We start from the raw sequence: 26,550 nt of genomic DNA, 5'->3' as shown, positions 1-26,550 counted from the left end.
CAACCTATGCAAAACAAGCAACAGTATATTCAGCAGGCACTGAGTGCGATCAATCAACGTGATTATGTCACAGCGCACGGCGCCTGTGTGGCGTTGATTAAACACTACGGTGATGATGCCGAGGCCTATTTTCTGCTCGGCATGGTGCATATTGAGATTCTGCAAGTCCATAAGGCGGTGCGCCTGTTAAAAAAATCCGCCCAGCTGTCGCCTGAACCCCAAACCTATGCTTATCTCACCAAGTGTCATGCACTGCTGGGCGATATGCCCGCAGCGGTAAAGGCGGCATCATGGTGTCCGGTATCCAGTCTGGATAAACCGCTGGCGCTGGATACGGTAGGGGTGTCACTTAGCCGGGTGGGCTTACACGAACAAGCACTGAAGTATTTTGAAGCGGCGCTGGCAAAAGCGCCGGAGAACGCCAGTTTTCATTATAACTTTGCAGTGTCGGCCAAGTTTGCCGGGCAGTTTGATGTCGCGCGGCAAGCCTTTGAACATGCCATTGCCCTGAAACCCGATTATTATCAGGCGCATTACGCGCTTTCCGATTTGGGTGGCATTAGTGAAAGCACTAATCATATTGAAAGACTATCTGTTCTTCACTCGAAAACCACTGACATCGATGGCAAATTACACCTTAGTCATGCACTGGCCAAAGAATACGAAGCCTTGAAGGAGTATGATAAAGCCTTTAACGTTCTCAGTGAGGCAAAGCAAGCTAAACGGCGCCAGTTCGCGGCGGTAGAGCAACACTATGACGCCATCTTTAACTGGCTGCTGGCTCAGCAGCCTGCTGCTAACTCCACAAAGCAGGGGAATCCGTCATCGCAGCCAATTTTTGTGCTCGGCATGCCGCGCTCCGGTACCACGCTGGTGGAGCGTATCATCACCAGTCATAGCCAGGTAGCCTCGGGTGGAGAGCTGCAGGATTTCGGGCTGGCGGTCAAAGAACTAACAAAAACATCGTCTAATCAAGTGCTTGACTTACCAACCTTGCAAGCCGCCGAGCAGCTTTCTTATGACGAACTGGGTAGCCGGTATCTTGCACGAACGTCAATCCTGCTAAACAATAAAAAACACCTGGTGGACAAACTCCCGTTTAATTTTTTCTATGTGCATTTAATTCGCAGGGCGCTCCCCAATGCAAAAATAGTGTGTTTGTTAAGGGATCCTATGGATACCTGTATTGGAAACTTCCGGCAGTTGTTTTCATTAAGCAGCCCTTACTTTGCCTACGCTTATGATCTTGAATCTACAGGGCGTTTTTATAAGAATTTTTATTCTCTAATGCGTCATTGGCAACGGCTTTTCCCGGACAATGTGTGGCTGCAATCCTATGAAGAACTGGTTACCCGTCCTGCTGAAGCTATCCCGGCACTGATTGATTTCTGTGGTCTTAACTGGGAACCGGCCTGTCTTCAGGTAGAAAAAAATAAGGCTCCGGTTTCAACTGCCAGTAAAGTGCAGGTAAGAGAAGCCATAAATACCCGTTCCATTGGCCGCTGGCGACAGTATGCTGCGCATACAGCAAGATTAGAGGCGATGCTGGCCGACCTGAATAAAGGTTAACAGGACGCGGCTTTTCCTTGATTTGTACGCTAAGAAAACGTAGGCTCTCCTGGTCTAACCAGTTGGGCTTTTTATGTCGAGTAACCCTTTAAGGCGCTTTGCCGAAAAAGTAAATCATTATCCAGCCTGGCTGAGTAGCCGACTGCTGACCTGGATGTTCCGCTACAAAGTAAAGCTGGCAGGAACCGCTCGGCTGGACATTCTGTCTACTGACTTTTCCACGGTCACATTCAGGCAACCCAACTATAAAAAGGTGCAGAATCACATTGGCAGTGTGCATGCTGCGGCAATGGCTCTGCTGGCCGAATCGGCCACGGGGTTTATTGTTGGCTTGAATCTGCCGGGAGATAAATTACCGTTGATTAAATCAATGAATCTCCAATACGTGAAGCGGGCGACAGGCGATATGACCGCAGTAGCCTCGCTTAGTAACGAACAGATTAAGATGATGCAACAACAGGAAAAAGGCGAGGTATTAGTGAAGGTTACCGTCAACGATGCCAACAATATCGAACCAGTTGTTTGTGAAATGCTATGGGCCTGGGTGCCTAAGCACAAAAAATAACTAACAAAGGCGAATACGTCGGCACTCGCCTTATGGCTGGCTATTGGCATCCGCATTCAGCAACCAGCCTTATTTAGCGTTCTTTGCAACGTTCCTATTGCGCAGCGCAGTCATGCTCTCACCTGGCTTTATTCGCCTGAATTATATTCTTATGCCTTGCTGATATTCCTGAAGTTACGTGAGGAAGACGCCGATGAATGAAGAGCTGGATAATCATATCCATAAACTTCGCTTGCAGTACAAGCTTTCTCAGCAGGAGCTGGTCGATGCCATCGGCGTGTCGAGAAAGACCATTTGCACAGTTGAAATTGGCTGATTTACGCCGTCAGAGGTCATCGCACTGAAAATTGCGGCCCATTTCAACGTACCCGTTGAGCAGCTATCTGCCTTAAAATAGTCTTTTTAGACTTTAAGGTTTAACTCGCGGATAAAGCCGGGAAAGTAACACGCACGGTCAGGCCACGCTCCTCACGGTTTTGCAGGGCTATCTGGCCATGATGGGCTTCTGCAATCTCCCTACACAGGGCCAGTCCCAGTCCGCTTCCAGAACTTTTAGTGGAATAAAAAGGGATGAGCGCTTGGGACAGCACGGTGTCAGACATTCCTTGCCCAAGATCGCTGACTTCAATAACGGTGCGCTGTTTATTGAGGTCGATACTTAGCGTAATATCTTCGCCATGGGAGTCTGATTCGTGGGCGTTTTTCAGCAGGTTGATTAGCAGTTGCTCTAACTGAATGATATCGGCATAGAGCTCACCCTCACCTTTTTCCTGATAATGAAACGGCCATTGCTGTTGCAGCTTAGAGATAAACGCTACCCGGTTTATCCTTTCTGGCTTAGGCTCAGGCAGTTTGGCAAATTTACCGTAACCCTGCACAAAGTCACTTAAATGCTCCACCCGTTCGGCGATGGTTGAAAAGACCCGGGTAAGCCGGGGTTCATTGAGGTTCTCACTCAGCAAGCGCCCACTGTGCAGCATAGAGGACACCGGTCCGATAGAGTTATTCAGTTCGTGGCTGATAATGCGAATGACCTTTTTCCAGACGGCCACTTCCTGACGGCTCAGTTCGCGGGTCATTTGTTTAAGAATAAATAGTCTGTGATGCTGATTATTCAGTACAAAACGGCCTATGGATAAATGCCAGGTTTCGTTTTCTCCGGTTGAACAGGGGAGGGTAAACAGCCCTTCTTTTGCTTCCCTTAGCACCGTGCCCGCGGGCGCTGAGATGTTGTCCAGTAACGCTGATAAGGGGAGGCCCTCCAGCCGGGCGCTGGCGTGAAAAAAGTCCCTAGCTGCGTAGTTACTGAAGACCACTTGCTGGTGGTCGTTAAGTAACAGCAGTATTTCAGGGGAGCTTTGTAATACCTTATCCAGCATCAGCTCCCGCTGATGCAGCCAGCGCTTTTCCTGACGCAGTTTTTCGGCCGACTCGTTATACAACAAACATAAATCGCCGAGTGGATCCTTGTCGCGATAGACAAGCTGATTTGAGAATTCGCCGTCTTTAAAATTAAGCAGACCCACTTTTAACGATTCCAGTGAAGTGGAGAGTTTGGTGAGCCCTTTTTTCATTATCAGCAGGCAAATAATGAGCGTGACGGTAAACAGCGCGATTTTATGGCTGACAGCCCAGTCCAGCAGCCACATTAACGGTGTAAAGGCGATGACAACCGTTAATACCGTGACCGCATAAACAATAAAGAAGGGCGGTAATGGATTTCTCAATATTCAATCCCGAATTTTTTGAGCCGGCGATACAGCGATTGCCTGCTCATGCCAAATTCCTTGGCTACCCGGGCAATCACGCCCTCGTGTTTTTCAATAGCAAATTCAAGCGCCTGGCGGGATGGCTCTGCAATGGCGGATGAGCTTACTGGTGCAATACCCTGAGCTGAACCGTGCAAAGCAAAATCAGCCAGGCTGATTTCACCATCCGGTTTAAGTACTGCCACTCGCTTACAGGCATTCTCCAGTTCGCGGACATTGCCCGGCCAGGGATAGTCGGCCAGCGCCTTTTGCACATCAAGGCCAATATCACGGCCGGGCAGGAAATGCTGAATCAACGGCATTACGTCATCTGTGCGTTCACTCAGCGGTGGCAGCCTCAGTTCGATGGCATTGAGTCGGTAATACAAATCTTCGCGGAATCGGCCTTGATGTATATCCGTGGTGAGATCGGCGTTGGTCGCAGAAACCACCCGTACGCTCACCCGCCGGGTTTGCACTGAGCCAAGGCGTTCAAACTCGCCGGTTTGCAGTACGCGCAGTAACTTCATTTGACCGGCAGGCGAGAGGTTACCTATCTCATCGAGAAATAAAGTGCCTCCGTCAGCCGCTTCAAAGCGGCCGATCCGTATTTTTTGTGCACCAGTGTATGCGCCGGGTTCGGCGCCAAACAATTCGGCTTCCATTAAATCCGGTGGCAATGCACCGGCATTGATACTGATAAAAGGTTTGTCTCTAAGAGGAGAGCAGGCCTGTATTAGCTGCGCTATTTTCTCTTTGCCGCTGCCGTTGGGACCGGTGATAAGTACACTAATATCGGATTTGGCCACCTGAATGGCCATGTCAATCAGGCGCTGCATCGCTGCGCTTTGGTATACCAGTCCAACTCGGGCGGCCGCTTCCCTGGCATCTACAAATGCATTTTGTTGCTTTATCAACTGAGCGCTCTGGGAGCGGGCTTTGCCCAGCTCAATCAGATTGGCCACAGTATTCACCAGCTTCTGATCATCCCAGGGCTTAGCGATATAATCTGCTGCGCCGGCTTTCACCAGTTCAACTGCTTGTTCCAGTTCAGTCCAGGCGGTGATCAGGATCACCGGCAAATGAGGATTGAGCTCGCGTAAGGCCTTAAACAGCTGCTTACCTTCCTCGCCGGAAGTCGTGTCGGCACTGAAGTTCATATCCTGAATAACCAGCGAAATGGCCTGATAATTCACAATTTGCCGGGCTGCCATTGGATTAGATGCCGTTACTACGGTATAACCATGAATTTCCAGTAATAGCGACAGTGCGTCAAGCACTGCCGGGTTATCATCAACGAGTAAAATTTTATCCATTATTTTCAGTGCTTAATCAGCCTGTTAAGGGGTAAATGCCAACACAGTGAGACCTTACCGCTAAATACTGCGGGTCGCAATGCTCGGCGAAATTTGGGCAGCCCGTCGGGCCGGAAATATCACGGCGACCAGCGTCATCACCAGCACCATTATCGCAGTAACTGCTACATACTGTAGTTCAAGAGCTGGCAGTGAGAAGCGTTGCAGCAGTTGCTGGCCCATCAGGATCGCGGCTGTACAGCCAACCATCAGTCCGCCAATGCAGATCAGCGCATTTTCGACTAAAAAGTAGCGAATAATATCGGATTTACGGGCACCCAGTGCGCGGCGGGTACCAATCTGGCGGGTACGCTTACTGATATTAAACAGCGTTAGACCAAAAATCCCCAGTGCTGTAATGCCGATCAATACCACTATAAGTACCATCAGCATACGCAGCATAAGGGTATCCGATGCATTATACTGACGTTTGTTTTCATCCAGTGTCAGCACATTGGTAAGTACACGCTTGTCATAAGCAGCCAGCATTTTATCTTCAACAGTTTGCATCACAGCCGATCTTTGGCCCGGTTCAGTACGAATAATAATATGCTGGTATGACGCTGCATTAATATAAGGAAAAATCATAACGTTGTCGGGCCGGTCATCTTTAAGCCATGGCCCTTTCATTGTTTCGACAATGCCAATGATTTTAAACGGGCGATCGCCCATATACATGACTTTACCAAGCCCGTCGCCATCGGGAAATGCTTCGTTTATAAAGGTGCTGGTGGCAATAGCGACGTTAGGAGATAGACTGTTATCCTGTGTCACAAGCACTTCGTCGGGGGCGAAATTACGGCCTTCAATCAGTTTAACACCCAGGGTGTTGATCATGTGCTCGTCGCCAAAGAGATAAGCTGTGCGGACATTTCGACCACGCTCCGGTGCGGGCTTCAGACCCATCCCGGAAGCACTGCCAGAACCACTAAGCGGCACCGCGTTGGAAAGTGACGCATCCACCACGCCAGGCAGGTTGCGTAACATGGCCTCATCTTCTTCGAACTGTTTGGACAAATCACGATCTTTACCGTAAGTCATAACGGTGAGTGAAAAGATATCCTCTTCCGGATAGCCGGTTTCCTGTTGTAAATAGCTCATGCGGTCCTGAATAATAAAGGCTGCATTGCTGACAATTGCCGTGGTAATGGCTATTTGTATCAGCAACAGAATCGCGCCCACTTTAGAGCGGCGCAGAGCATTAATGATGGGTTTAATTTCTAACATTGTGCGGCTCCTACTGGGTTTTAAGGTAAGTGGCTGGGGTAGTTCTGCACACCAGCCATGCCGGATACAGCCCGGCAATTACACAGGCCGAAATAGCTATCACTGGTGCTGATAGCAGCATAGTGAGGTCCATGGTCGCGAGAGGTGAATAATACTCCTGGGTGAGGCGAACGCCCCATAGTCCCAATTGAGCAATCCCAATGCCGAGCAAGCCACCAATCAGCCCCAGCATGGATACCTCAATAATGTGTTGTAAAAAGACCTGGCGTTTACTGGCACCCAGCGCTCTGCGAACGCCTACTTCTGCTGCGCGACGCATGAATTTGGCCAGCAGCAAACCCAGAATGTTAGCCAGGCACACGGCTAAAAACATAAAACTTAAGGCAACCAGAACTTCGTTATCTTCAGAAACTACATTACGGTAATCGAGCCATTCGTTCACATCACGTAATCCAAATTGGAGGTTTTCGCGGTTAAAACGACCAAACTTTTGTTGTTCTGCCATGTAGTTCATCAGATAATCGCCGTACTGACTGACGGCTGCCTGGTCCTCAAGTTGAACCCAAAACTGCAGCCAGAATATTTCCGACTGTCGTTTATCTTTCATTGAGTTGATATTCTGAAACTTCCAGCCGTTGCTGTTGCCCCAGGTATCGATATCCATGGCGGCAATTAAACTGAAAGGAATATAAATACTCTCCTGGCTGTTGAAGGCACCGTTGTTAACGTCATAATACTTCACGTGGGTTTGCCAGGGCGCGATGACGCCGACAATACGGAAACTGGTGTCGTCGAGGTAAATTTGTCGGCCCACGGAGTTTTCTCCGCCAAACAGCTTATCGTTCAGCGCCTGGCTAATAACGGCAACCGGGCTGGCAGCTTCAGCCTGCTCCTGGGTCCAGGCTGAACCATAAATAAAAGACAAATCAAAAAGGGTAAAAAAGTCGCTGTGTGTGACACGCGTATTCTGAATGAACGGGCGTATCTCGGAGTTATCCATATGTACGGTAAACCCGGTACGTAACATAGCCGCTTTGTACTGAGGGAAAGGCGCTTCGGCCAGGTTCTTCGCATCCTGATAGGTCAGCTGGTAAGGCAGGTTGTCCTCAGACCAGATTTCTTCCCCATCATCCATGGTTTGTAACTGTGGGTGGAATAAGCGGCTGCTTTTATGCTCAATAGGGTCCATCGACATCATGTGATAAACCGACAAGCTGGTCATGGTAATACCTATTCCCAGCGCAATGGCCAGGATCATCAAAAAGCTTACCAGCGGGGTACGGCGTAGGCTGCGCCATCCCAGGTCAATATAATGCAGTATCATATCAGCCTCCCACGACCTGGCGAGCAGACTGCCCGCCTACACCCTGATACAGGGTTAAATCGGCCACCTGGCCGTCGACAATCTGAATGTTGCGCGGTGCCCGACGGGCCAGTTCAGGATCGTGAGTAACCATCACAATGGTAGCCCCGTCGCGATTAATTTGTTCCAGCAGTTCCATGACCTGGCGAGCCATCAGGCTATCGAGGTTACCGGTTGGCTCATCGGCCAGCAAGAAACGCGGCTCACCCGCCAGTGCCCGGGCAATGGCCACTCGTTGCTGCTGACCGCCTGAGAGCTGTTGAGGCAGGTGCTTCGCACGGCTGCCGAGCCCAACCTGCTCGAGGCAAGACTCGATACGTTTTTTACGTTCCGCCGCCCTGATACCCCGGTAGCGCAATGGTACTTCAACATTCTCGTATAAGTTCAGATCAGGAATAAGGTTAAAACCCTGAAAGATAAAGCCAATTTTCTGGTTGCGTAAATCTGCGCGCTGGTTGTCAGATAACTCGCCCACATCGACGTCGTCCAGCATATACTGGCCACTGGTATAGGGCTCAAGCATGCCGGCAATGTTTAAAAACGTGGTCTTGCCGGAACCGGAAGGACCGGTAACTGCGATGAATTCGCCTTCTTTAACCTCCAGATCAAAATCTCTTAAGGCGTGGGTCTGTACCATTTCGGTTTGATAAACTTTGCTCACATTCTTCATTATTAACATTGGGTATTCCTTTCAGTTAAGTACGTTGGTTGGCCGCAAGGCTTAACGTAATAAAATGGATTCGGCTTGTTCAAAGCCCTGGTAGCTGGACACAATTATCTGATCGCCGGGCGTTGCACCGGTCAGGATTTCTACTTCACGCATACTGGTTGCGCCCGTTTCAATATCGATTCGGCTCGCCACGTTGCCGTTAAGTTTGTAGGCCACATACCCCCCGGACTGTAAGAAGTTGCCGCGACGGACTTTGAGTACATTGTTACGGTTTTCCAACAGTACCCGGGCCGTGACCTGCTGGTTCTGACGGATTTGGTTGAGACTGCTTTGATCAAATCGTACCCGGGTGGTCACTTCCCGCTCGGCCACTTCTGGTGATATGGCCGATAGTTTGCCCATTACGGTCTGACGACCAATTTTTAGCTCAACATCCATACCCAGGCCCAACTCATTGGCAAAGCTCTCGGCGACGTTAATTTCTGCTTCATAAGCGGTGAGATCGACCAGCGTCATCAGTGGCTGATTGGCCGTTACCAGAGAACGTCCGGTGACGAACAGATTGCCTACCACACCTTCAACGCTGGCTGCTATGGTCAGGTTACCGACTTTGCGCTGCAGTTCATCCACTACCAGTTGTTGTCTGGCAAGGGTGTTCTCGGCAGCCTGTACCTCAAAAGCCAGTGTATCTTTGGCCAGCGCCACTTCCTGTTCGGCGTGAGTAACGGTAAGCCTGGCGCGGGCTAGCTCATCTTCCGCCTTTTCATAGTCAATCTGGCTGATGATGTTGGTTTTAATGGACTTGTTCGCGCGACGGCTTTCGCGCTCGGCAGCTTTAAGTTCTACTTTCGCTAAGTCCAGTTGCTTATTCAACTGCAGGGTCTGGCGGCGCGCATCCAGGGCCTTTCGAGCCAGTTCACCTTCCAACCGTGCCAGTTCTGAGCGTTCCTGCTGTAATTGGTTCTGCAGTTGAGGGCTGTCGACCCGGGCTATCTGCTGACCTTTGCTTACGGTATCCCCGGCCCTTACCATTAGCGTTACCAGGCCTTCCTCAGGACTGTATACCTGAGGTGCATTGGCCGCCACAATTCGGCCAGTAGCCGCAATATCACGGACCAAATCACCGCGTTCTACTGTGGCAATCTGCACGCTGGCTCGATCCACAGACTTCGCTGCCGACTCTGTGTTAAGTATGGCATGAGCAGACAGAGCAACGGCAATCAGTACTAACGCGGCAAGCACCAGTTGCTTAATTTTGTTGCGTCGCTGTGGCAACACTACGGAATCCTGAGCACTGGTATCCTTAATCATTTCAGGCCACCCTGATGAAAGGACTCGAGCAGGGTAATGCACACTGCGGTCATCAATATTATTGCCGGGACTGCGAGAAAGTGAATTAGTAGCATAAGGTGTTCCTCCTAGGACGTATACCAGGACAGATACCAGATGTGTGCCAGGTTTTAACTTATTGTTACTTAAGTGATTTGTTGTTTTTGAGTGTCCGTTTTACCGCAAGCGGACACTTTTAGTGTCCGGGCCGGACACGGGCGCACACCACAGTGTTAACCACATAGATCGTTTTACATACAGAAATCAGTTACACTGTAATTGCTGAGTGGTTTTGAGGCGTAGTACGTGTTGTTGAGTGCCAACGTTAAGCACTGATATTTCTTACAGGATTGGCCGGCAGAGACAACCAGTACAAGCGTGGTCAGGAATGTTGAAAAAATTAAACGAAATATTTATCCTAATTTGATGTGGTAAATTAAATTGAATTTTTCGTAACGGATTTTCGCTTAAAGTCATGTTTAATAGGCGTTGCAGGGTTTTTTCAACGGCCGCTTCTGTTAATTTGATGTAAATACAAAAATTTCGTTTCTAAGCGTATATTACTTACAAATTAGGATGCTCATCCTATAATATTCATTATTTGGGATATGTGTCTCACTTTTGTGCAAAAAGTTGTTTGATCTTCGGGATGCCTTCGATATAGTCCGCGTACACGGCAACGGTGGTTAGTTTACATACGACCATTTGTCATTGCCATAAAGCAATTTGCTTTCGCTAATACATTGAATTAACTCAATGATTAGCATTAACTATTAATCCATTAGGAGATAACACCGTGAAGATGATGTCGGGCGCCGCCATGGTGGTGGAAGCGCTAAAAGATGTAGGAGTTACACATGTATTCGGTTACCCGGGTGGTGCCGTTCTTGACATTTATGATGCATTATTTGCTCAGGATGATGTCAAACATGTCCTCGTGCGTCATGAACAGGCAGCTGCCCACATGGCAGATGGTTATGCGCGTTCGACAGGCAAAACCGGTACCGTCCTTGTCACTTCAGGCCCTGGTGCTACCAATACCTTAACTGGTATTGCAACGGCTTATATGGACTCAATCCCAATGGTAATCCTGTCTGGCCAGGTGCCATCGATGCACATCGGTGAAGACGCCTTCCAGGAAACCGATATGGTTGGTTGTTCACGTCCAATTGTAAAGCACAGTTTTCTGGTTAAGCGGGCAGAGGATATTCCTGATGCTATCGCCAAAGCTTACTACATTGCTAATACCGGCCGTCCGGGCCCGGTAGTGGTTGATTTACCAAAAGACATTGTCAACGTCATGGAAGAACACCCTTATGTGTTCCCGACAGATGTGACCATGCGGTCTTACAACCCAACCGTGCGTGGCCACATGAAGCAGGTTAAAAAAGCCGTTACTTCACTTAAAAAGGCTGAACGTCCGGTACTTTATGTAGGTGGCGGTGCTATTACAGCTGAAGCGTCCGGTCTGGTAACTCAACTGGCCGAGTTACTTCAGGCCCCGGTAACCTGTACGCTGATGGGACTGGGGGCTTTCCCGGGTACTCACGAGCAGTTTGTCGGCATGCTTGGCATGCACGGTACGCTCGAAGCCAACAAAACCATGCATAACTCAGACTGCATTTTAGCGCTGGGAGCCCGTTTTGATGATCGTGTTACCAATAACGTCGAAAAGTTTTGTCCCCATGCGGATATCATTCATGTGGATATTGATCCGGCGTCGATCTCTAAAACGGTTAATGCCCATATTCCGGTAGTTGGCTCGGTGGAAACCGTGCTGGAACAGATTTTAAATCTGTTAACGCCAGAAGAGTTGCCAGAGCAGAAAGCCAAACTGGCTGACTGGTGGGAGCAAATCACTCAGTGGCGCAGCCGCAAGTGCCTGAACTTCGAGCAGGGTGAGACGGTGATCAAACCACAAAAGGTTATTGAATCGCTGTACAAGCACACCAATGGCGATGCGTACGTTAGCTCAGATGTTGGTCAACACCAGATGTTTGCTGCACTGTATTACCCCTATGATAAGCCGCGTCGCTGGATCAACTCTGGTGGCCTGGGCACTATGGGCTTTGGTTTACCGGCTGCAATGGGCGTGCAGTTTGCCCATCCGGATGCCACCTCTGTGGTAGTGACCGGTGACGGTAGTATCCAGATGAATATTCAGGAGCTGTCAACCTGTTTGCAATACAACCTGCCGATTAAGATTATTTCACTGAATAATCGCGCTCTGGGTATGGTTCGTCAGTGGCAGGATATGATTTATAAAGGGCGTCACTCCCATTCTTATATGGATTCTATGCCCGACTTCGTCAAATTAGCCGAGGCCTATGGCCACGTGGGTATCAAAGTTGACTCGCTGTCTGAATTAGACGCAGCAATGGAGAAATGCTTTAGCATTACCGATCGTCTGGTATTTATGGATATTGCCGTAGACCAGAATGAACACGTATATCCCATGCAAATTAAGTACGGCGCAATGGATGACATGCGCTTAAGTAAGACGGAGAGAACCTGATGAAAAGAATTATTTCAGTATTAATGGAAAACGCGCCAGGTGCACTGTCCCGAATTGTTGGAGTGTTCTCACAGCGTGGTTATAACGTTGACTCGTTATGCGTGGCACCAACAGAAGATCCGAGCTTGTCACGTCTTACCATCATTACCCATGGTGATGACAAGGTCATTGAGCAAATTACCAAGCAGGTAAATAAGCTGGTAGATGTGCTTAAGGTTATCGATTTATCAGAAAATGCGCACATTGAGCGGGAAATGATGCTGATTAAAGTAGCAACCCGTAATGAAGCCATTCGTGCCGAAGTAAAGCGCAATGCTGATATCTTCCGCGCTAACATCCTGGATGTATCGCTAAACAACTACACCATGGAAGTGACCGGCACCACGGATAAACTGGACGCTTTTGCGACAACCATGGCGCAATGCACTGAGATTATTGAGTCATCCCGTACCGGTGTGTGTGGTCTGGCGCGTGGTGAGCGTGCTCTGCGCCCGTAAGCAATTAGCTGAATTTACTATCTGATGCCCGGCTCAGCCGGGCATTTTTTTGCCTAAAATGTGTGGTTTGGCAGTGCAAGGGGGTGATGTTTGCTGGGGTCCCGCATCTGACTGTAGTCCTGGCGCTGCTGTCCACGACTAGCCAGGACAATGAGGGCAACCGAGAAAAAAGAGAAAAACGTGCTCAAATGGCTTTCGTCAAACCGGCCGCTGAGCTGTGGCTGAGGTTTGTAAAGCGGCGGTGGGCTTTGATTACCAATGCTTTGCCGGAACTGCAAAAGTGGTTCGTCGTGATCGGGTTGCAACGCAGACGCTGGCAAGGACAATCCGAGGCAAAAAAACAGTTTTATGCAGTTTTTAAAAAACACCGATGCCCCTCCTTGTTGCGTATGGTGACCAATAATTAACCACCCGGATGGCCTATTAAACCCAATTGTGGTTTTGTGAGCAAGAGGCAGTGGTTTATAACTGTTACTAAAGCAGATTAACTCAGAGTAATGCGCTGATTTTATTTTGATTTATTTTCTAACTGAAAAAGCGTAACAACAGGCTGAAAAATTACGATTTGAGCGCAACGGGCAGCAAGTCGTTCGCTACGGCCTGTTACTGTTGGCCGTAGTAAAATTCAAAGCGCATGGCGACGCCATAAGAGGGCTTAAAGTCTTCATTGCGAAGCCATATCACAAAAGGCTCAAGTTCAAAATAAAGCCATGAGCGTAAGTAGCTGGTGCGCCAGCGAGCACTGGTATACACCTCATTGAGATGGTGGTTGGGCTTGGTCAGGCCTTTGGTGACGAAGGTATACAATATCGCACTATCCTGGGTAAGCGGCCGCAGGTATTGTACTTCATGTCGCCAGAACCAGTCTTCAAAGCGGTCGCGGTAATAATAACGGTTATTAAAGCGCAGGTATTTCTCATCGGCCAACAGGTAGGTGAAATCCAGCCCGAGTTCTGCTCCCAGTTGATCACGGGTGTAATAGTACAGCTCGGCGTCGTAATCCATCTTCAGGACATCAGTGAAGTAGTATGCGCTTTCGTACTGACTTTTTGCAAACAACTGGCCCCGCCGTCCGGCACCAATGCGGTGAGAAATAGGCGAGCTCTGCTCTTTCTGATAGCGCAGAGATAGCGTGGTGGAATCCCGATTTTCGTTAACCGCATCCCTTGCTGCCCGGATTGAGTCCTGACGATCGTAGCTTTCGTCATCAGATAGCATTAAATCTACGCGGTCTTTCAGCGCCGGTAATTTTACCCTGACTCTGAAGCGAAAATCCTGTGCAGCCAGATCGCGGGTACGGGGCTCCCAGCCAAACCGCACTCTGCCTTCAGCCCTGGCATTTTCATGTTCATCACTGTCTGCCAGCGCAAAAAACTCGTCAAGTCGTTGCGCCGTGTAATCCATGGACTCACTAAAATTACTATGCCAGTTATCCAGCCAGCTGTCTGTGGCTGGCGGACTTTGCTGCGGCTTATCCCGTTCAACCGATATGTCATCAGACTGACCGAGGGCCGGGCTACTCACCCATAACCAAAGGAGCAGCAAACTGGCGAATTGCCTGCGTTTAAACAAGGTGGCCAGTTCCTTTTATTGTTAGCGTGTCTAATTCGGACATTGGTAGTTAAGCACCTGACTTCCATGAAAATGCTTGCAACTGATTAAGTTAGCTTGCGCGATAATGCCGGTGGCTGCAAATAAATTTTGTATTGCGCGGTTAGCGAGCAGACCTGTGATTTTTCGGCCGGCAGACTAATCAATACTGGCTTATCGTAAATAGCTCGGTAGAATATCGTGATTAATCGATAAAAGTGCTGTTTGAATTGGCAGTCGGTGGCATACTGTAGTCATTGATGTAAGCAAGAGGTTTTTATGGGTAATATTGGTTGGGTACAACTACTCATCGTGCTGGTAATTGTTGTGCTGTTATTTGGCACCAAGAAATTAAAAGGCATAGGTTCAGATTTAGGCGGAGCAATTAAAGGATTTAAGAAAGCAGTGTCTGAAGAAGACGCCGACTTTAAAGAGCCGCAGTCTAAAGTTGAAGAAAAGCCAAAGGCCGATAGCGAATCTGTTAAAACAGAAAGCGAAACTAAAGAAAAACACTAATGTTCGATATTGGGTTTTGGGAAATCCTGTTAATCGGTGTATTGGCGCTTGTTGTGCTGGGGCCTGAGCGGCTGCCTGGTGCGATGCGTTCTACCCTGAAAACAATTCGAAGCGTTAGGAACGTGGCCAGTGGGTTCAAGGAAGAAGTGGAGCATCAACTGCGGGTTCACGAGTTGCATGAGAATTTAAAAAAAGCGGAACAACAAGGGCTCAAGGATTTGTCTCCGGAGTTGAAAAACAGCGTTGACGAACTCAAAGAAGCTGCCGAATCTGTTCAAAAACCGTATAAAAAGCCATAAATGTCTGAAGAAAATAGTCTTATATCGCATCTGATTGAGTTGCGTTCACGGTTGCTGCGCGCTGTCCTCAGCGTATTTCTGGTATTTATCTGCCTGGCTTATTTCTCAAACGATCTTTATCAGTTGCTGGCTCAGCCGCTGTTACGGACGTTACCGGTTAATTCATCTATGATTGCGACGGATGTCGCGTCACCTTTCTTCGCACCCTTCAAATTAACCATGGTACTGTCGTTTTTCATTGCTATTCCTTATGTGTTGTTTCAGATTTGGGGCTTTGTAGCTCCGGGGTTGTATCGCAATGAGAAGAAGCTGGTAGCACCGCTGCTGTTTTCCAGTACGTTACTGTTTTATGCCGGTATGGCGTTTGCTTATTACGTGGTGTTTCCGGTCGTTTTTGCATTCTTTACCTCGGTCGCTCCGGAAGGCGTAACCGTTGCTACTGATATCAACAGTTACCTTAATTTTGTGTTAAAGCTGTTTTTTGCTTTTGGCGTATCATTTGAAATCCCCATTGCTATTGTACTGTTGTGCTGGACCGGCGTAACAGATGCCAACAGCCTGCGACAGAAACGTCCTTACGTCATTGTCGGGGCTTTTGTCATTGGCATGTTGCTTACACCGCCTGATATTATTTCCCAGTCGTTGCTGGCTATCCCGATGTGGATCCTGTTTGAGTGTGGTGTGGTAATTGGCGCATTGTATAGTCGCAACGACGAAGAAGATGAGGAAGAGTCTGCAGCGAAGGACTAAACAGTTCGTCACAAATGCTCTGAGACAATAAAACAAAAGGATGCCAGCGATGAAAAAACTGCCCGCTTTGATTTTACCTGCTTTGTTGTGGCTGGTGCCGGTAGATACCTATGCCGACAATATGCTCCAGGCCATTGCATCCTGTAAAGCCATCGATAATGATGTCCGGCGTCTGGCTTGTTTTGATGCCATTCAATCCCCGGCCCTCGAGCGTTTCAGCGCATCCGAAAACAGTCAGGGAAACTCACATAGACCGGCGGACACCGGCAGCAAACAATCACGTGCCAGGCAGGCCGTGAATCTCCCTCAACAGGTTCAGGCTCGCCGCAATGAACGCAAACAAGAACAACAGCGGGGCCAGGCACTGGCTGACTTTGGCTTGCCGCCAAAAACGGCTGACGAAAATATTGATGAAATTTCCGCCATTATCTCGCAACTCAGTGAGACTGCCCGAGGCAAATTGCTTATCACTCTCGATAATGGCAGTCAGTGGCAACAAAAGGATAGTCACTCCCTGCGGCTGAACACCGGCATGGAAGTGACTATCGAAAGAGGTTTTCTCGACGCTTTCTTTCTAAGTCATGATGGCGTTAACCGTCGAATTAAAGTTAAACGGATCCGATAACATGACCTGGTTTGATGCCGGGGTAAATATGTTCGATGCGCGTATGCCAGCCGAACAAACTATCCAGGATGCTCTGGCTGCCGGCGTTTCCAGACTGTGCCTCATCACAACCCATCCGGATGAATGGCAGCAGGCAGAAAACTACTATAAACAGTATCCTCAACAGCTCTGCTATACCTTGGGTCTACATCCGCACAATGCCAAGGATGCCCGACCCGAACACTGGCAGGAGTTGCGTGCAAGGGCTAAGCAACCAGGTGTAGTAGCTGTTGGGGAATGCGGTCTGGACTTTAACCGTGACTTTTCTCCTCGCGATGTTCAGCGCGCAGTGTTTGCTGAACAACTGGCGCTGGCCGTTGAACTCAATATGCCGGTCTATCTGCACGAACGGGATGCCTTTGCCGATCAACTGGCCATTCTCGAACCGTTTAAAAGCCAGCTGCCAGGAGGAATTGCGCATTGTTTTACCGGCACCCTTGAGCAAATGCTGAGATACCTCGCGCTCGGGCTGTACATAGGGATTACCGGTTGGGTGTGTGACGCCAAACGCGGGAAGTCATTACGTGAAGCTCTAGGCGAGTTGCCTCCTGAACGGCTTATTCTGGAAACAGATGCACCATATCTGTATCCCAAGGATCGTAAGCCGAGACAGCGGAATAATGCGCCGGCCTATTTGCCGCATATCGGCCAAACAGTCGCTCAGATCAAAACGTTGAGTGTCGAACAGGTACAAAATATCAGCTTTAACAACGCCAAAGACTTATTTGGCTAACAGAGCGATTAGTATGCAGTTTATTGCTTCAACCAAACTGGCGACAGAAAGGTGGTTATTTGTTTTAACCAGTCTGTTGGTTATTTCGGTACTTATTGTGATCACCCGTTCTGCCCCGGATAATTCACAACACAGCTTTACGCCTCAATTACGAGTTGCCGAAACTGCCACCTCCCCAACAACCTTAGATGCGTTGCAATCACAAACAGATATTGACTGGTATCCGGTTACCAACCCGGTTAGCGTTGGTTATACCGGTACTCAGCACTGGGTGACTTTTTCTCTGGCTTCGGCAAATCTGGATAAGCAACCTTCCTACATTGAAATTGGTTATCCGCTGCTGGATAACATTGATGTGTGGATCGTGCAGGGTGATGAGCAGCACCATCTGTCTGAGGGTGACAGCAAGCCGTTTAATCAACGTCAGTTGCGTTATAACAATTTTTTATTTGCCCTGCCGGATAATGACCTGCCCGCAGAGGTATTTATACGGGTGGAGTCTTCCAGTGTGGTTAAGTTACCGGTGAAGATTTGGCAGCGCGAGGCGTTCAGCGAATTTACCGCCAATACTAATTTAATAATGGGGTTATTTTTTGGTCTGCTGCTCGCTATGGGGCTGAGCAATCTGTTTTTCTTTTTTACTACGCGCAATCCGACTTTCCTATTTTACACAGGTTATGTGCTTTGCATGGGACTTACACTGGCAAGCATGCACGGTTTTGGTTACCAATACCTATGGCCTGAACAGGTTTGGTTTCAGAGTCAGGCGGTCAGTTTTCTGGCCAGTGCAACCTTATTTTTCGCGGTCATTTTTTCGGCGGCCTTGTTAGAAGTCAGGCAACACAGCCTGTTATTTACCAAGTGTTTCAGGGCTCTGTCACTGTCGTTTCTGGCGCTCACCGTCAGCTCTTTATTACTTGACTATGCAATATCGATTAAAGTGTTCCTGGTGCTGCTGACAATCACGGTAATCTTAATTATGGGCGTGGCAATCTGGTTTGCGATGCGCCGCATTCACATTGCCGGCTATTACGCGCTGGCCTGGAGCGCCTTATTAATAAGCGCTTTATCGGCCAGCCTGGACAACCTCGGTGTTCTTAATATCAGTATTCCGTCGCAGGTACTGCTGGTGTACGGTGCCACTATCGAAGCCCTGATGTTATCGTTTATCCTTGCTATCAGTTACAGTCGCCAGCGCGACCAAATGATGCAGGCAAAAGAACAAGTTCTGGAGCAAGAACGCGAGGCAGTGTCGGCTAAACAGAAGCTTATCGAGCTGCAACAACGGGCCCAGGATGATCTGGAGTACAAAGTGGAGGAGCGCACCCTGGAGCTTGAAATTGCGTTGCGGGAACTCTCGGATGCCAACCGTGAACTGGAGAAGCTCAATACTATCGACCCGCTCACCGGCATCCGCAACCGCAGGTACTTTGACAAGCGCTTACAAGCCGAGGTGCGGCGTAGTCGGCGAGAACAAACGCCGCTGGCGCTGGCGATGATAGACATCGACCACTTTAAACACATTAACGATCAATACGGTCACAGTGCTGGCGATACCTGTATCCGGTATGTGGCACAAACACTACAGAGCTTACTTAAGCGCCCGTCTGACGACGTGTGCCGGTATGGTGGCGAAGAGTTTGCTATTATTTTGCCGAATACCGAGACCCAAGGAGCCGGCCAGCTCATTGAGTCGATTCGTCAGCAGTTAGCCGATTCCCCTTGTATGATCGATAACGAAAGGATTTCACTAACCCTGAGCGGCGGTGTCGCCAGTGCAATTATTTCCCATGAAGATGCCGAAACAGAATTGCTCAAACTGGCCGATGAAAGGCTGTATGCCGCTAAACAGGCCGGTCGAAACCGGGTTGTTGCCACTTCACAGTTAAACCACATTGAGACAAAATTATGAGCTATTCACAATATCTGCCGCGCCGCCTGCGTCGTTTACGTCGCACCGAAGGATTACGCGCAATGGTCGCCGAAAACCAACTCTCTGCTGCCGATCTTATTTATCCGGTGTTCGTACTGCCCGGTAGTAACCAGCGTGAGGGCGTACCTTCCATGCCTGGCGTGGAAAGACTATCCATCGATCTACTGTTAGAAGCGGCTAAAGAGGCGTTTGAACTGGGGATCCGCAGCCTGGCGTTATTCCCGGTGACTCCCATAGAGAAAAAGTCCCTGTGTGCCAGTGAGGCTTTTAATGCTGACGCGATCGCCCAAACAGCCATCCGCACGCTGAAGGCCGAACTACCAGAAATGATGCTTATTTCTGATGTTGCTCTTGACCCGTTTACATCGCATGGGCAGGACGGCCTTCTTGATGAAGACGGCTATGTGATGAATGACGAAACGGTCGAAATTCTGATTAAACAAGCGTTATCACATGCCGAAGCCGGTGTGGATATTGTCGCTCCCTCGGATATGATGGACGGTCGTATTGGTGCCATTCGTGATGCGCTCGAAGAGGCCGGGTTTGTAAACACCTGTATCATGGCCTACTCAGCTAAGTATGCTTCTGCCTATTACGGGCCTTTCCGCGATGCGGTCGGGTCTGCAGCGAACATCAAAGGCGGTAACAAGAAAACCTATCAGATGGATCCGGCCAATAGCGATGAAGCCATCGCTGAAATTGCACTGGATCTGGAAGAAGGGGCTGATATGGTTATGGTTAAGCCGGGTATGCCATATCTTGATATAGTTCGTCGCTGTAAGTCTGAGCTGGCAGTGCCAACCTTTGCTTATCAGGTTAGTGGTGAATACGCCATGCACGTAGCGGCTTTCGCCAATGGCTGGCTCAACCGTGAACAGGTGATTCTGGAATCCTTGCTAGCCTTTAAACGCGCTGGTGCCGATGGCATTTTAACTTACTTTGCCCCGGAAGCAGCCCGTTTGCTGCAAAACCGGTAAGCCGACTGGCTGGCCCTACCTGCAGGTCAGGTGCCAGCCTGCTTTGTGCTGTAACCAGGCTTCGTTAACCAGCTCCGCATTAATGAGCGGATGCTTTTTGAGCCACTTTTCCGGAAATGTCAGCGTCCAGTCGAGGCCGTCGACATCCAGCTCAATGGCAGGAATATGTTGCTGATGGCGGCGTAAACAGACAACTACCGCAATCCGCAGGATCCGCAGTAAACCCTCCAGCATGGGCTTTACGTCCTCGTGATACAGAGCAAAAGGCTGCAAATCGATAGCCTGACGATGAGCGCCCACCAGATCTCGGATGGCGGCCCGTTGTAAACGGGTATAGCCGGGTAAATCAATATAATTAAGAATATAAGCACCGTGTTCATGGTGCTTCTTATACTCAATATGTAAGCCAATTTCGTGCAGCATGGCAGCTGCATCCAGCACCGTTTCGGTGTCCAGATGACAAAACGTTGACTGCTGACAGAGTTGCTTACACAAATTGATCGCCAGTTGCTTCACGTTTACCGCATGGGGCTTATCGATATGGTAACGGCGGATGGCAGTATTTAATGTCTGAGTGCGGCGATCGTTATGTTTAAGATTATCCAGCATGCCATAAATCAATCCTTCGCGGAGCGCACCGCCGGAAATATTCATGGTGCGAATTTTCAATCGCTCAAACAAAGCCAGCAGGATAGTCAGGCCACTCGGAAAAATGGGTTGCCGATTGGGTTCAAGACCATCAATCACCAAATCTTTCAGATTGCCACAATCAATACACTGCTGCCTGAGGTTATACAGATAGTCAATCCGAATAGCATCACTGATCCCCTGTTTTACCAGGATCTCGGTAATCGCCTGTGGCGTACCGGACGCGCCCAGACAGTTTTGCCAGTCAAAGCAAAGAAAAGCATCGGCAACCGGGTCAAGCAGTTCATAGGCGGCTTCTTTGGCACGCTGGAAGTTGGCTTCGGAAAGCTCGCCGTCGAGGAAATAACGTTCCATAAAGGTTACACAGCCCATATCGAGGCTGACCATATGGATAGGCTGCATGTCATTTCCGATGATAATTTCGGTACTGGCCCCGCCAATATCAATCACCAGGGAGTTGCCCTGATTAGCTGACGTATAGGCAACGCCAAGATAAATCTGCCTGGCCTCTTCTTCGCCAGGGATTACCTCGAGCTGGTGGCGAAGGATTTTCTCTGCTTCATCTATAAAAGTCTGAGCATTAACTGCCAGACGTAACGTCGCAGTGGCAACTATCCGTATATTAGAGGCCGGAATGTCCTGTAATCGTTCAGCAAACGTCTGCAAACAGTTCCAGCCCCGTTGCATGGCTTCTTCACTGAGGACCATATCTTTGTCGAGGCCGGCCGCCAGGCGGACCTTTTGTTTTACCTTACCGATGATCTGTACGCTGCCATTGACAACATGGACAACCACCATATGAAAGCTGTTCGACCCGAGGTCAACGGCGGCGTAGTATTCGCCAAGCGTCTTGGCGTCAAAATCGGTTTGTGGTTGCATAACGTTTACTGCGATATTAATTCTTTTTATGCTGTGGGCGCTTGCCTGAACCAGTACGTCGTGATGAAGGGCGACGATTCTGACGACGCTGGCGCGGTTTAGGCGCTTTTACATCATCGAGCAGTGCATCCTGCACATATTCAGTAACCGGAATCGCATGCTGAATGTAGCTTTCGATACCCGGCAAATTGAGCGCGTATTTTTCACAGGCAAAGCTAATTGCCACACCGCTCTTTCCGGCCCGCCCGGTACGACCAATACGGTGTACGTAATCTTCCGGGTCGTCGGGCAAATCATAGTTGAAAACGTGGGAAACGGCTTCGATATGCAGGCCTCTGGCTGCTACATCGGTGGCAACCAGAATGTCCAGTTTGCCGCCGGTAAAGTCTTCCAGAATACCCAGGCGTTTTTTCTGCGGCACATCGCCGCTCAACAGACCGACCCGGTGACCGTCGGCTTCCAGCCAGTCGGCAACGCGCTCACAGCCATGCTTGGTGTTAGAAAATACAATGGCTTTGTCCGGCCATTCTTCTTCCATCAGGGTTAGCAGCAGCTTTATTTTATCGTCGTCTGACGGGTAAAATAATTCTTCGGAAACGCGACTGGCGGTCATTTGCTGCGCTTCAACCTGTACGTGAGTAGGGTTGTTCATGTGTTCGTAAGCCAGTTCCTGCACACGGTAGCTTAAAGTGGCTGAAAACAGCATGCTCAGACGCTCAGCAGCTGGCGGCATACGGCGGAATAAAAAGCGAATATCCTTAATGAAGCCCAGGTCGAACATACGATCGGCTTCATCGAGCACAGCGACCTGGATATTTTGCAGCGAGAACACGCCTTGCTTGTAATAATCCAGTATGCGGCCCGTCGTACCAATAACGATATCTACCCCATCCTGCAAAGTTTCGCGTTGACTTTGGTAACCTTCACCCCCATAAATGAGTGCAAGTGAAAGCCCTGTATGCTTACTAAGTAGTTCTGCATCATTGTAAATTTGTACGGCAAGTTCCCGTGTGGGTGCCATAATAATGGCTTTTGGTCCTTCCTTTTGACCGTCAGGATTTGGTTCCCGGCTCAAAATATGGTGGAAAGTGGCGACCAGAAATGCCATGGTTTTACCCGTTCCGGTTTGGGCCTGGCCGGCTATGTCATTACCTTCTAACAAAGGAGGTAAGCTTAGCGCCTGAATTGGTGTACAATGCGTATAATTTGCAGCATTTAAGGCATCAATGACTTTGCCATTGATGGGTAAATCGGAAAAATGTGTTTCGGTTAAATGAGTTGTTTGCATAGCTTATAGCTTATCAGTGCTTGCATTAAAAAACAGTTTCTATATAACACTTATGGTAGAGCTGAACAATTCAGCGACAGACCAATTACGGAGAAAAGAATGAGCGACAAAATTATCCAGTTGACTGACGATAAGTTCGAAGCAGATGTTATCAATGCTGAAGGTCCTGTGCTGGTTGACTTCTGGGCTGAATGGTGTGGCCCGTGTAAAATGATTGCCCCTATTCTGGAAGAGGTCGCAACCGACTTTGAAGGAAAGTTAACAGTTGGCAAGCTGAATGTCGATGAAAATAATGAAACTCCGCCGAAATACGGTATTCGTGGTATCCCAACGTTGTTGCTGTTTAAAGGTGGTAATGTTGCAGCCACTAAAGTGGGTGCACTGTCAAAAGCACAGCTGACTGAGTTTTTGAACGAAAACATCTGATACGGTGTAAATTGTACTGAGAAAACCGGCTGAGGCCGGTTTTTTTGTGCCTCAAAAACGCTTTGTTTGATCTCGGTTAATACCCTTGCTGCAACCGTTGGTTAAGCTTCAGCGCTTTTTAACCGGTTACCTTAACGTTATGCGAAAACCTGAATTACTGTCACCCGCCGGGTCGATGAAAAATCTGAGATATGCACTGCATTATGGCGCCGATGCGGTGTATGCCGGTCAGCCCCGTTATTCACTGCGAGTACGTAACAATGAATTTACCCTTGCCAAATTGCAGGAAGCCAGGGATTACACCAGTGCTCATCATAAGCAACTGTATATCGTTAATAATATTGCCCCGCACAACACCAAATTAAAAACATTCGTGCAAGACCTGGCACCTGTTGCTGCCTTACAGCCCGATGCTATGATCATGTCCGACCCGGGCATAATAATGCTCACTCGTGAATCTTTTCCGGACTTGCCTGTTCACCTGTCAGTACAGGCCAATGCCGTGAATTGGGCGGCAGTAAAGTTCTGGCAGCAACAGGGGATCAAGCGGGTTATCCTGTCGCGGGAACTGGGATTGAATGAAATCGAAGAAATTCGTCAGCGGTGTCCGGATATCGAGCTTGAGGTATTCGTGCATGGTGCCTTGTGCATGGCGTACTCGGGACGTTGTTTATTATCCGGCTATATAAACAAACGGGATCCTAATCAGGGGGCCTGCACTAACGCTTGTCGCTGGGAATATAAAGCCGAAGCGGCAGTGGATAATGAAGTGGGGCAGTTTATTCCGGCCCGGGATGCGGTTGAGCCAACCCTGGGTATTGGCACACCTACTGACCAGGCGTTCTTGCTAACTGAACCCCAGCGCCCCGATGAGCCCATGGCGGCTTTTGAAGACGAGCACGGTACATATATTATGAACTCTCGCGACTTACGGGCCATTCAGCATGTACAGCGTTTGGTGGAGATTGGGGTGGACTCGCTGAAAATAGAAGGCCGTACCAAGTCCTTTTATTACTGCGCGCGCACGGCACAGGTTTATCGTAAGGCCATTGATGCAGCGTGGCGAGGCGAAGCATTCGATGCCGACTGGTTTCTGGAACTGGAGCATCTGGCTAACCGGGGTTATACCGATGGTTTTCTACAGCGTCATAACCACCAGGATTATCAGCAATATGCTCGGGGCAATTCAGCCAGTGATACACGCCAGCTGGTAGGAGAGGTTACCCATGGTGACAGCGACTGGTGGTACGTAGAAGTGAAAAACCGGTTTAGCGTCAACGATAAACTGGAAGTTATGACGCCGGCAGGGAATACTGTGATTGCCCTTGAAAGGTTGCTCTCTCAGCAGGGCGAAGTGTTAGTGGTAGCGCCTGGCAGTGGTTATAAGGTAAAGATCCCGGCGGTTCAGGGTCTCTCACCTGAGATGGCCATGCTGTTACGGTGTGTTGAGCAACCACAGCCGGGAACGGCCTAGACGAAAGAAGGATTATGAGCGTTTCGCAATCTTTTTTTAACATTTACAGGATTTAGTCTGGACGATAGTAAAATATGGTGCTACCTTTACTGAGTCTAGGCTAGCCTAGCATCCTTACTAGCCCTCCTCCGGGCTCAAGCACTATTCTTATTAATTAACGAATTTCCCAAAAAGACGTTCAAGCACAAAGACCCACCAGTATGAATCTAACGGAACTTAAGAATAAGCCAATCAGTGAATTGGTGGCCCTTGCCGAAGAAATGGGCCTCGAAAATATGGCCCGGGCGAGAAAACAAGACATTATTTTCTCGATTCTAAAATCCCACGCGAAAAGTGGCGAAGACATTTTTGGCGACGGCGTACTGGAAATCCTCCAGGACGGCTTCGGCTTCCTCCGCTCTGCTGACTCTTCCTATCTCGCGGGGCCAGATGATATATATGTTTCACCCAGCCAGATCAGACGCTTTAACCTGCGCACGGGTGATACCATTGCCGGGAAAATTCGCCCGCCGAAAGACAGTGAGCGTTATTTTGCCCTGTTAAAAATCCGCGAAGTCAACTTCGATAAGCCAGAAAATTCCCGCAATAAAATCCTGTTTGAAAACTTAACCCCACTGCATGCCAATGACCGGCTACGGATGGAACGAGGTAATGGTTCCTCCGAAGATATTACCGCTCGCGTATTAGATCTGGCATCGCCAATTGGTCGCGGCCAGCGTGGTCTGATTGTTGCGCCACCCAAAGCGGGTAAAACCTTATTACTACAAAATATTGCCCAGTCCATTGCGGCTAACCACCCTGAGTGTGAACTGATGGTGTTGCTTATTGATGAACGTCCGGAAGAAGTTACTGAAATGCACCGTCTGGTGCGTGGTGAAGTCGTTGCTTCAACGTTCGATGAGCCAGCCAGCCGTCACGTGCAGGTTGCCGAAATGGTCATCGAGAAGGCGAAACGCCTGGTTGAGCACAAAAAAGACGTGGTTATCCTGCTCGATTCAATTACTCGTCTGGCGCGTGCTTATAACACCGTTATTCCGTCATCAGGTAAAGTGCTTACTGGTGGTGTGGATGCTAACGCACTGCACAAACCCAAGCGTTTCTTTGGTGCCGCCCGTAACGTGGAAGAAGGTGGAAGCTTAACCATCATCGCGACCGCACTGATTGATACCGGCTCTAAAATGGATGAAGTTATCTACGAAGAGTTTAAAGGTACCGGTAACATGGAATTGCACCTTAATCGTAAGATTGCTGAAAAGCGTGTGTTCCCGGCTATCGACTTTAACCGCTCAGGTACTCGTCGTGAAGAGTTACTCACCGGTCAGGAGGAATTGCAGAAGATGTGGATCCTGCGCAAGATTGTGCATGAAATGTCAGAAATTGATGCCATGGAATTCCTTATCAATAAACTCTCCATGACCAAGACCAATGATGAGTTCTTCGATGCGATGAAGCGCCAGAGAAGTTAATCATTAGATTATACTTTTTAAAAACCGCTGTCTGACAGCGGTTTTTTTTTGTGATTTTTCATCAGACGG

The 26,550-nt window shown here is 49.0% G+C and carries 24 protein-coding genes and 1 pseudogene; 16 read left to right on the top strand and 9 right to left on the bottom strand.

Going from position 1 to position 26,550, the window contains the following annotated elements:
- Positions 1-6 precede the first annotated feature (6 nt).
- The 3 genes and pseudogenes from AC2T0J_RS04950 to AC2T0J_RS04940 all read left to right on the top strand — a co-directional run bounded on the left by AC2T0J_RS04950 (position 7) and on the right by AC2T0J_RS04940 (position 2,531).
- On the top strand, positions 7-1,569 hold the full coding sequence (locus tag AC2T0J_RS04950) for a tetratricopeptide repeat-containing sulfotransferase family protein (RefSeq protein ID WP_489809053.1): 1,563 nt from the start codon (positions 7-9) through the stop codon (positions 1,567-1,569).
- Between the two features lie 73 nt (positions 1,570-1,642).
- Entirely contained in the window at positions 1,643-2,134 is a 492-nt protein-coding gene (locus AC2T0J_RS04945; protein ID WP_489809052.1) for a DUF4442 domain-containing protein, read from the top strand.
- A 193-nt stretch (positions 2,135-2,327) separates the two neighbouring features.
- A pseudogene (locus AC2T0J_RS04940) lies at positions 2,328-2,531 on the top strand (helix-turn-helix transcriptional regulator).
- Between the two features lie 19 nt (positions 2,532-2,550).
- Here AC2T0J_RS04940 and AC2T0J_RS04935 read toward each other — a convergent pair.
- From AC2T0J_RS04935 to AC2T0J_RS04910, 6 genes are read right to left on the bottom strand one after another with little or no spacing between them, the layout of a single operon-like run.
- Positions 2,551-3,861 (bottom strand): sensor histidine kinase, encoded by a 1,311-nt coding sequence (locus AC2T0J_RS04935; RefSeq protein WP_489809051.1) that lies wholly within the window; start codon positions 3,859-3,861, stop codon positions 2,551-2,553.
- Entirely contained in the window at positions 3,858-5,198 is a 1,341-nt protein-coding gene (locus AC2T0J_RS04930) for a sigma-54-dependent transcriptional regulator (protein ID WP_489809050.1), read from the bottom strand. The genes AC2T0J_RS04935 and AC2T0J_RS04930 overlap by 4 nt, the downstream gene beginning before the upstream one ends.
- A 60-nt stretch (positions 5,199-5,258) precedes the next feature.
- Positions 5,259-6,464 (bottom strand): ABC transporter permease, encoded by a 1,206-nt coding sequence (locus tag AC2T0J_RS04925; protein WP_489809049.1) that lies wholly within the window; start codon positions 6,462-6,464, stop codon positions 5,259-5,261.
- Positions 6,465-6,474: 10 nt separating this feature from the next.
- On the bottom strand, positions 6,475-7,788 hold the full coding sequence (locus AC2T0J_RS04920; protein ID WP_489809048.1) for an ABC transporter permease: 1,314 nt from the start codon (positions 7,786-7,788) through the stop codon (positions 6,475-6,477).
- A 1-nt stretch (position 7,789) separates the two neighbouring features.
- Complete coding sequence (locus AC2T0J_RS04915; protein ID WP_489809047.1) at positions 7,790-8,506, bottom strand: ABC transporter ATP-binding protein; 717 nt, start codon at positions 8,504-8,506, stop codon at positions 7,790-7,792.
- A gap of 42 nt (positions 8,507-8,548) precedes the next feature.
- Positions 8,549-9,808, bottom strand: a complete 1,260-nt coding sequence (locus AC2T0J_RS04910) for an efflux RND transporter periplasmic adaptor subunit (protein ID WP_489809046.1) — start codon at positions 9,806-9,808, stop codon at positions 8,549-8,551.
- 814 nt (positions 9,809-10,622) lie between these two features.
- On the opposite strand from AC2T0J_RS04910, the gene AC2T0J_RS04905 reads away from it, so the two are divergent.
- From AC2T0J_RS04905 to AC2T0J_RS04895, 3 genes are all read left to right on the top strand, one after another.
- On the top strand, positions 10,623-12,341 hold the full coding sequence (locus tag AC2T0J_RS04905) for an acetolactate synthase 3 large subunit (RefSeq protein ID WP_489809045.1): 1,719 nt from the start codon (positions 10,623-10,625) through the stop codon (positions 12,339-12,341).
- Positions 12,341-12,838 carry an acetolactate synthase small subunit gene (gene ilvN / locus AC2T0J_RS04900; RefSeq protein WP_105936177.1) on the top strand — a complete coding sequence of 166 codons (498 nt, stop codon included), beginning with the start codon at positions 12,341-12,343 and terminating at the stop codon, positions 12,836-12,838. Before AC2T0J_RS04905 ends, ilvN begins: the two co-directional genes overlap by 1 nt.
- 86 nt (positions 12,839-12,924) lie before the next feature.
- Positions 12,925-13,245, top strand: coding sequence for a hypothetical protein (locus AC2T0J_RS04895; RefSeq protein WP_489809044.1), 321 nt, complete (start codon positions 12,925-12,927; stop codon positions 13,243-13,245).
- Positions 13,246-13,441: 196 nt separating this feature from the next.
- Here the strand turns inward: AC2T0J_RS04895 and AC2T0J_RS04890 are convergent, their stop codons facing one another.
- On the bottom strand, positions 13,442-14,410 hold the full coding sequence (locus AC2T0J_RS04890) for a hypothetical protein (protein ID WP_489809043.1): 969 nt from the start codon (positions 14,408-14,410) through the stop codon (positions 13,442-13,444).
- Between the two features lie 297 nt (positions 14,411-14,707).
- Here AC2T0J_RS04890 and tatA point away from each other — a divergent pair, with 297 nt between their 5' ends.
- The 7 genes from tatA to hemB are packed head-to-tail and all read left to right on the top strand — an operon-like array spanning position 14,708 to position 20,300.
- Positions 14,708-14,944: a twin-arginine translocase TatA/TatE family subunit gene (gene tatA, locus AC2T0J_RS04885; RefSeq protein WP_489809042.1), complete on the top strand. Its 237-nt coding sequence runs from the start codon at positions 14,708-14,710 to the stop codon at positions 14,942-14,944.
- Positions 14,944-15,243 carry a Sec-independent protein translocase protein TatB gene (tatB, locus tag AC2T0J_RS04880; RefSeq protein ID WP_123327274.1) on the top strand — a complete coding sequence of 100 codons (300 nt, stop codon included), beginning with the start codon at positions 14,944-14,946 and terminating at the stop codon, positions 15,241-15,243. The genes tatA and tatB overlap by 1 nt, the downstream gene beginning before the upstream one ends.
- The gene (gene tatC, locus AC2T0J_RS04875; RefSeq protein ID WP_489809041.1) at positions 15,244-15,993 is read left to right on the top strand and encodes a twin-arginine translocase subunit TatC; all 750 of its coding nucleotides are present in this window, start codon (positions 15,244-15,246) and stop codon (positions 15,991-15,993) included.
- Positions 15,994-16,042: 49 nt separating this feature from the next.
- Entirely contained in the window at positions 16,043-16,618 is a 576-nt protein-coding gene (locus AC2T0J_RS04870) for a hypothetical protein (RefSeq protein ID WP_489809040.1), read from the top strand.
- A gap of 1 nt (position 16,619) precedes the next feature.
- Positions 16,620-17,390 (top strand): TatD family hydrolase, encoded by a 771-nt coding sequence (locus AC2T0J_RS04865; RefSeq protein ID WP_489809039.1) that lies wholly within the window; start codon positions 16,620-16,622, stop codon positions 17,388-17,390.
- Between the two features lie 13 nt (positions 17,391-17,403).
- On the top strand, positions 17,404-19,302 hold the full coding sequence (locus tag AC2T0J_RS04860; protein ID WP_489809038.1) for a sensor domain-containing diguanylate cyclase: 1,899 nt from the start codon (positions 17,404-17,406) through the stop codon (positions 19,300-19,302).
- A complete protein-coding gene (hemB, locus tag AC2T0J_RS04855) occupies positions 19,299-20,300 on the top strand; it encodes a porphobilinogen synthase (protein ID WP_489809037.1) in 1,002 nt (333 codons plus the stop codon). Before AC2T0J_RS04860 ends, hemB begins: the two co-directional genes overlap by 4 nt.
- A 15-nt stretch (positions 20,301-20,315) precedes the next feature.
- Here the strand turns inward: hemB and AC2T0J_RS04850 are convergent, their stop codons facing one another.
- Both AC2T0J_RS04850 and rhlB read right to left on the bottom strand, forming a co-directional pair.
- On the bottom strand, positions 20,316-21,827 hold the full coding sequence (locus AC2T0J_RS04850) for a Ppx/GppA phosphatase family protein (RefSeq protein ID WP_489809036.1): 1,512 nt from the start codon (positions 21,825-21,827) through the stop codon (positions 20,316-20,318).
- Between the two features lie 16 nt (positions 21,828-21,843).
- On the bottom strand, positions 21,844-23,115 hold the full coding sequence (gene rhlB, locus AC2T0J_RS04845) for an ATP-dependent RNA helicase RhlB (protein WP_489809035.1): 1,272 nt from the start codon (positions 23,113-23,115) through the stop codon (positions 21,844-21,846).
- A 99-nt stretch (positions 23,116-23,214) separates the two neighbouring features.
- On the opposite strand from rhlB, the gene trxA reads away from it, so the two are divergent.
- The 3 genes from trxA to rho all read left to right on the top strand — a co-directional run bounded on the left by trxA (position 23,215) and on the right by rho (position 26,481).
- Positions 23,215-23,541 (top strand): thioredoxin TrxA, encoded by a 327-nt coding sequence (trxA, locus tag AC2T0J_RS04840; RefSeq protein WP_105936165.1) that lies wholly within the window; start codon positions 23,215-23,217, stop codon positions 23,539-23,541.
- A gap of 139 nt (positions 23,542-23,680) precedes the next feature.
- Positions 23,681-25,015 (top strand): prephenate-dependent tRNA uridine(34) hydroxylase TrhP, encoded by a 1,335-nt coding sequence (gene trhP, locus AC2T0J_RS04835; protein WP_489810435.1) that lies wholly within the window; start codon positions 23,681-23,683, stop codon positions 25,013-25,015.
- A gap of 200 nt (positions 25,016-25,215) precedes the next feature.
- A complete protein-coding gene (gene rho, locus AC2T0J_RS04830) occupies positions 25,216-26,481 on the top strand; it encodes a transcription termination factor Rho (RefSeq protein ID WP_489809034.1) in 1,266 nt (421 codons plus the stop codon).
- The last annotated feature ends 69 nt before the right edge of the window (positions 26,482-26,550 follow it).

This window comes from Alteromonas sp. ISO5 (assembly GCF_058105165.1).
The sequence above is the reverse complement of the archived record's forward strand: the minus strand, read 5'-3'. Positions and strand labels throughout refer to the sequence as shown.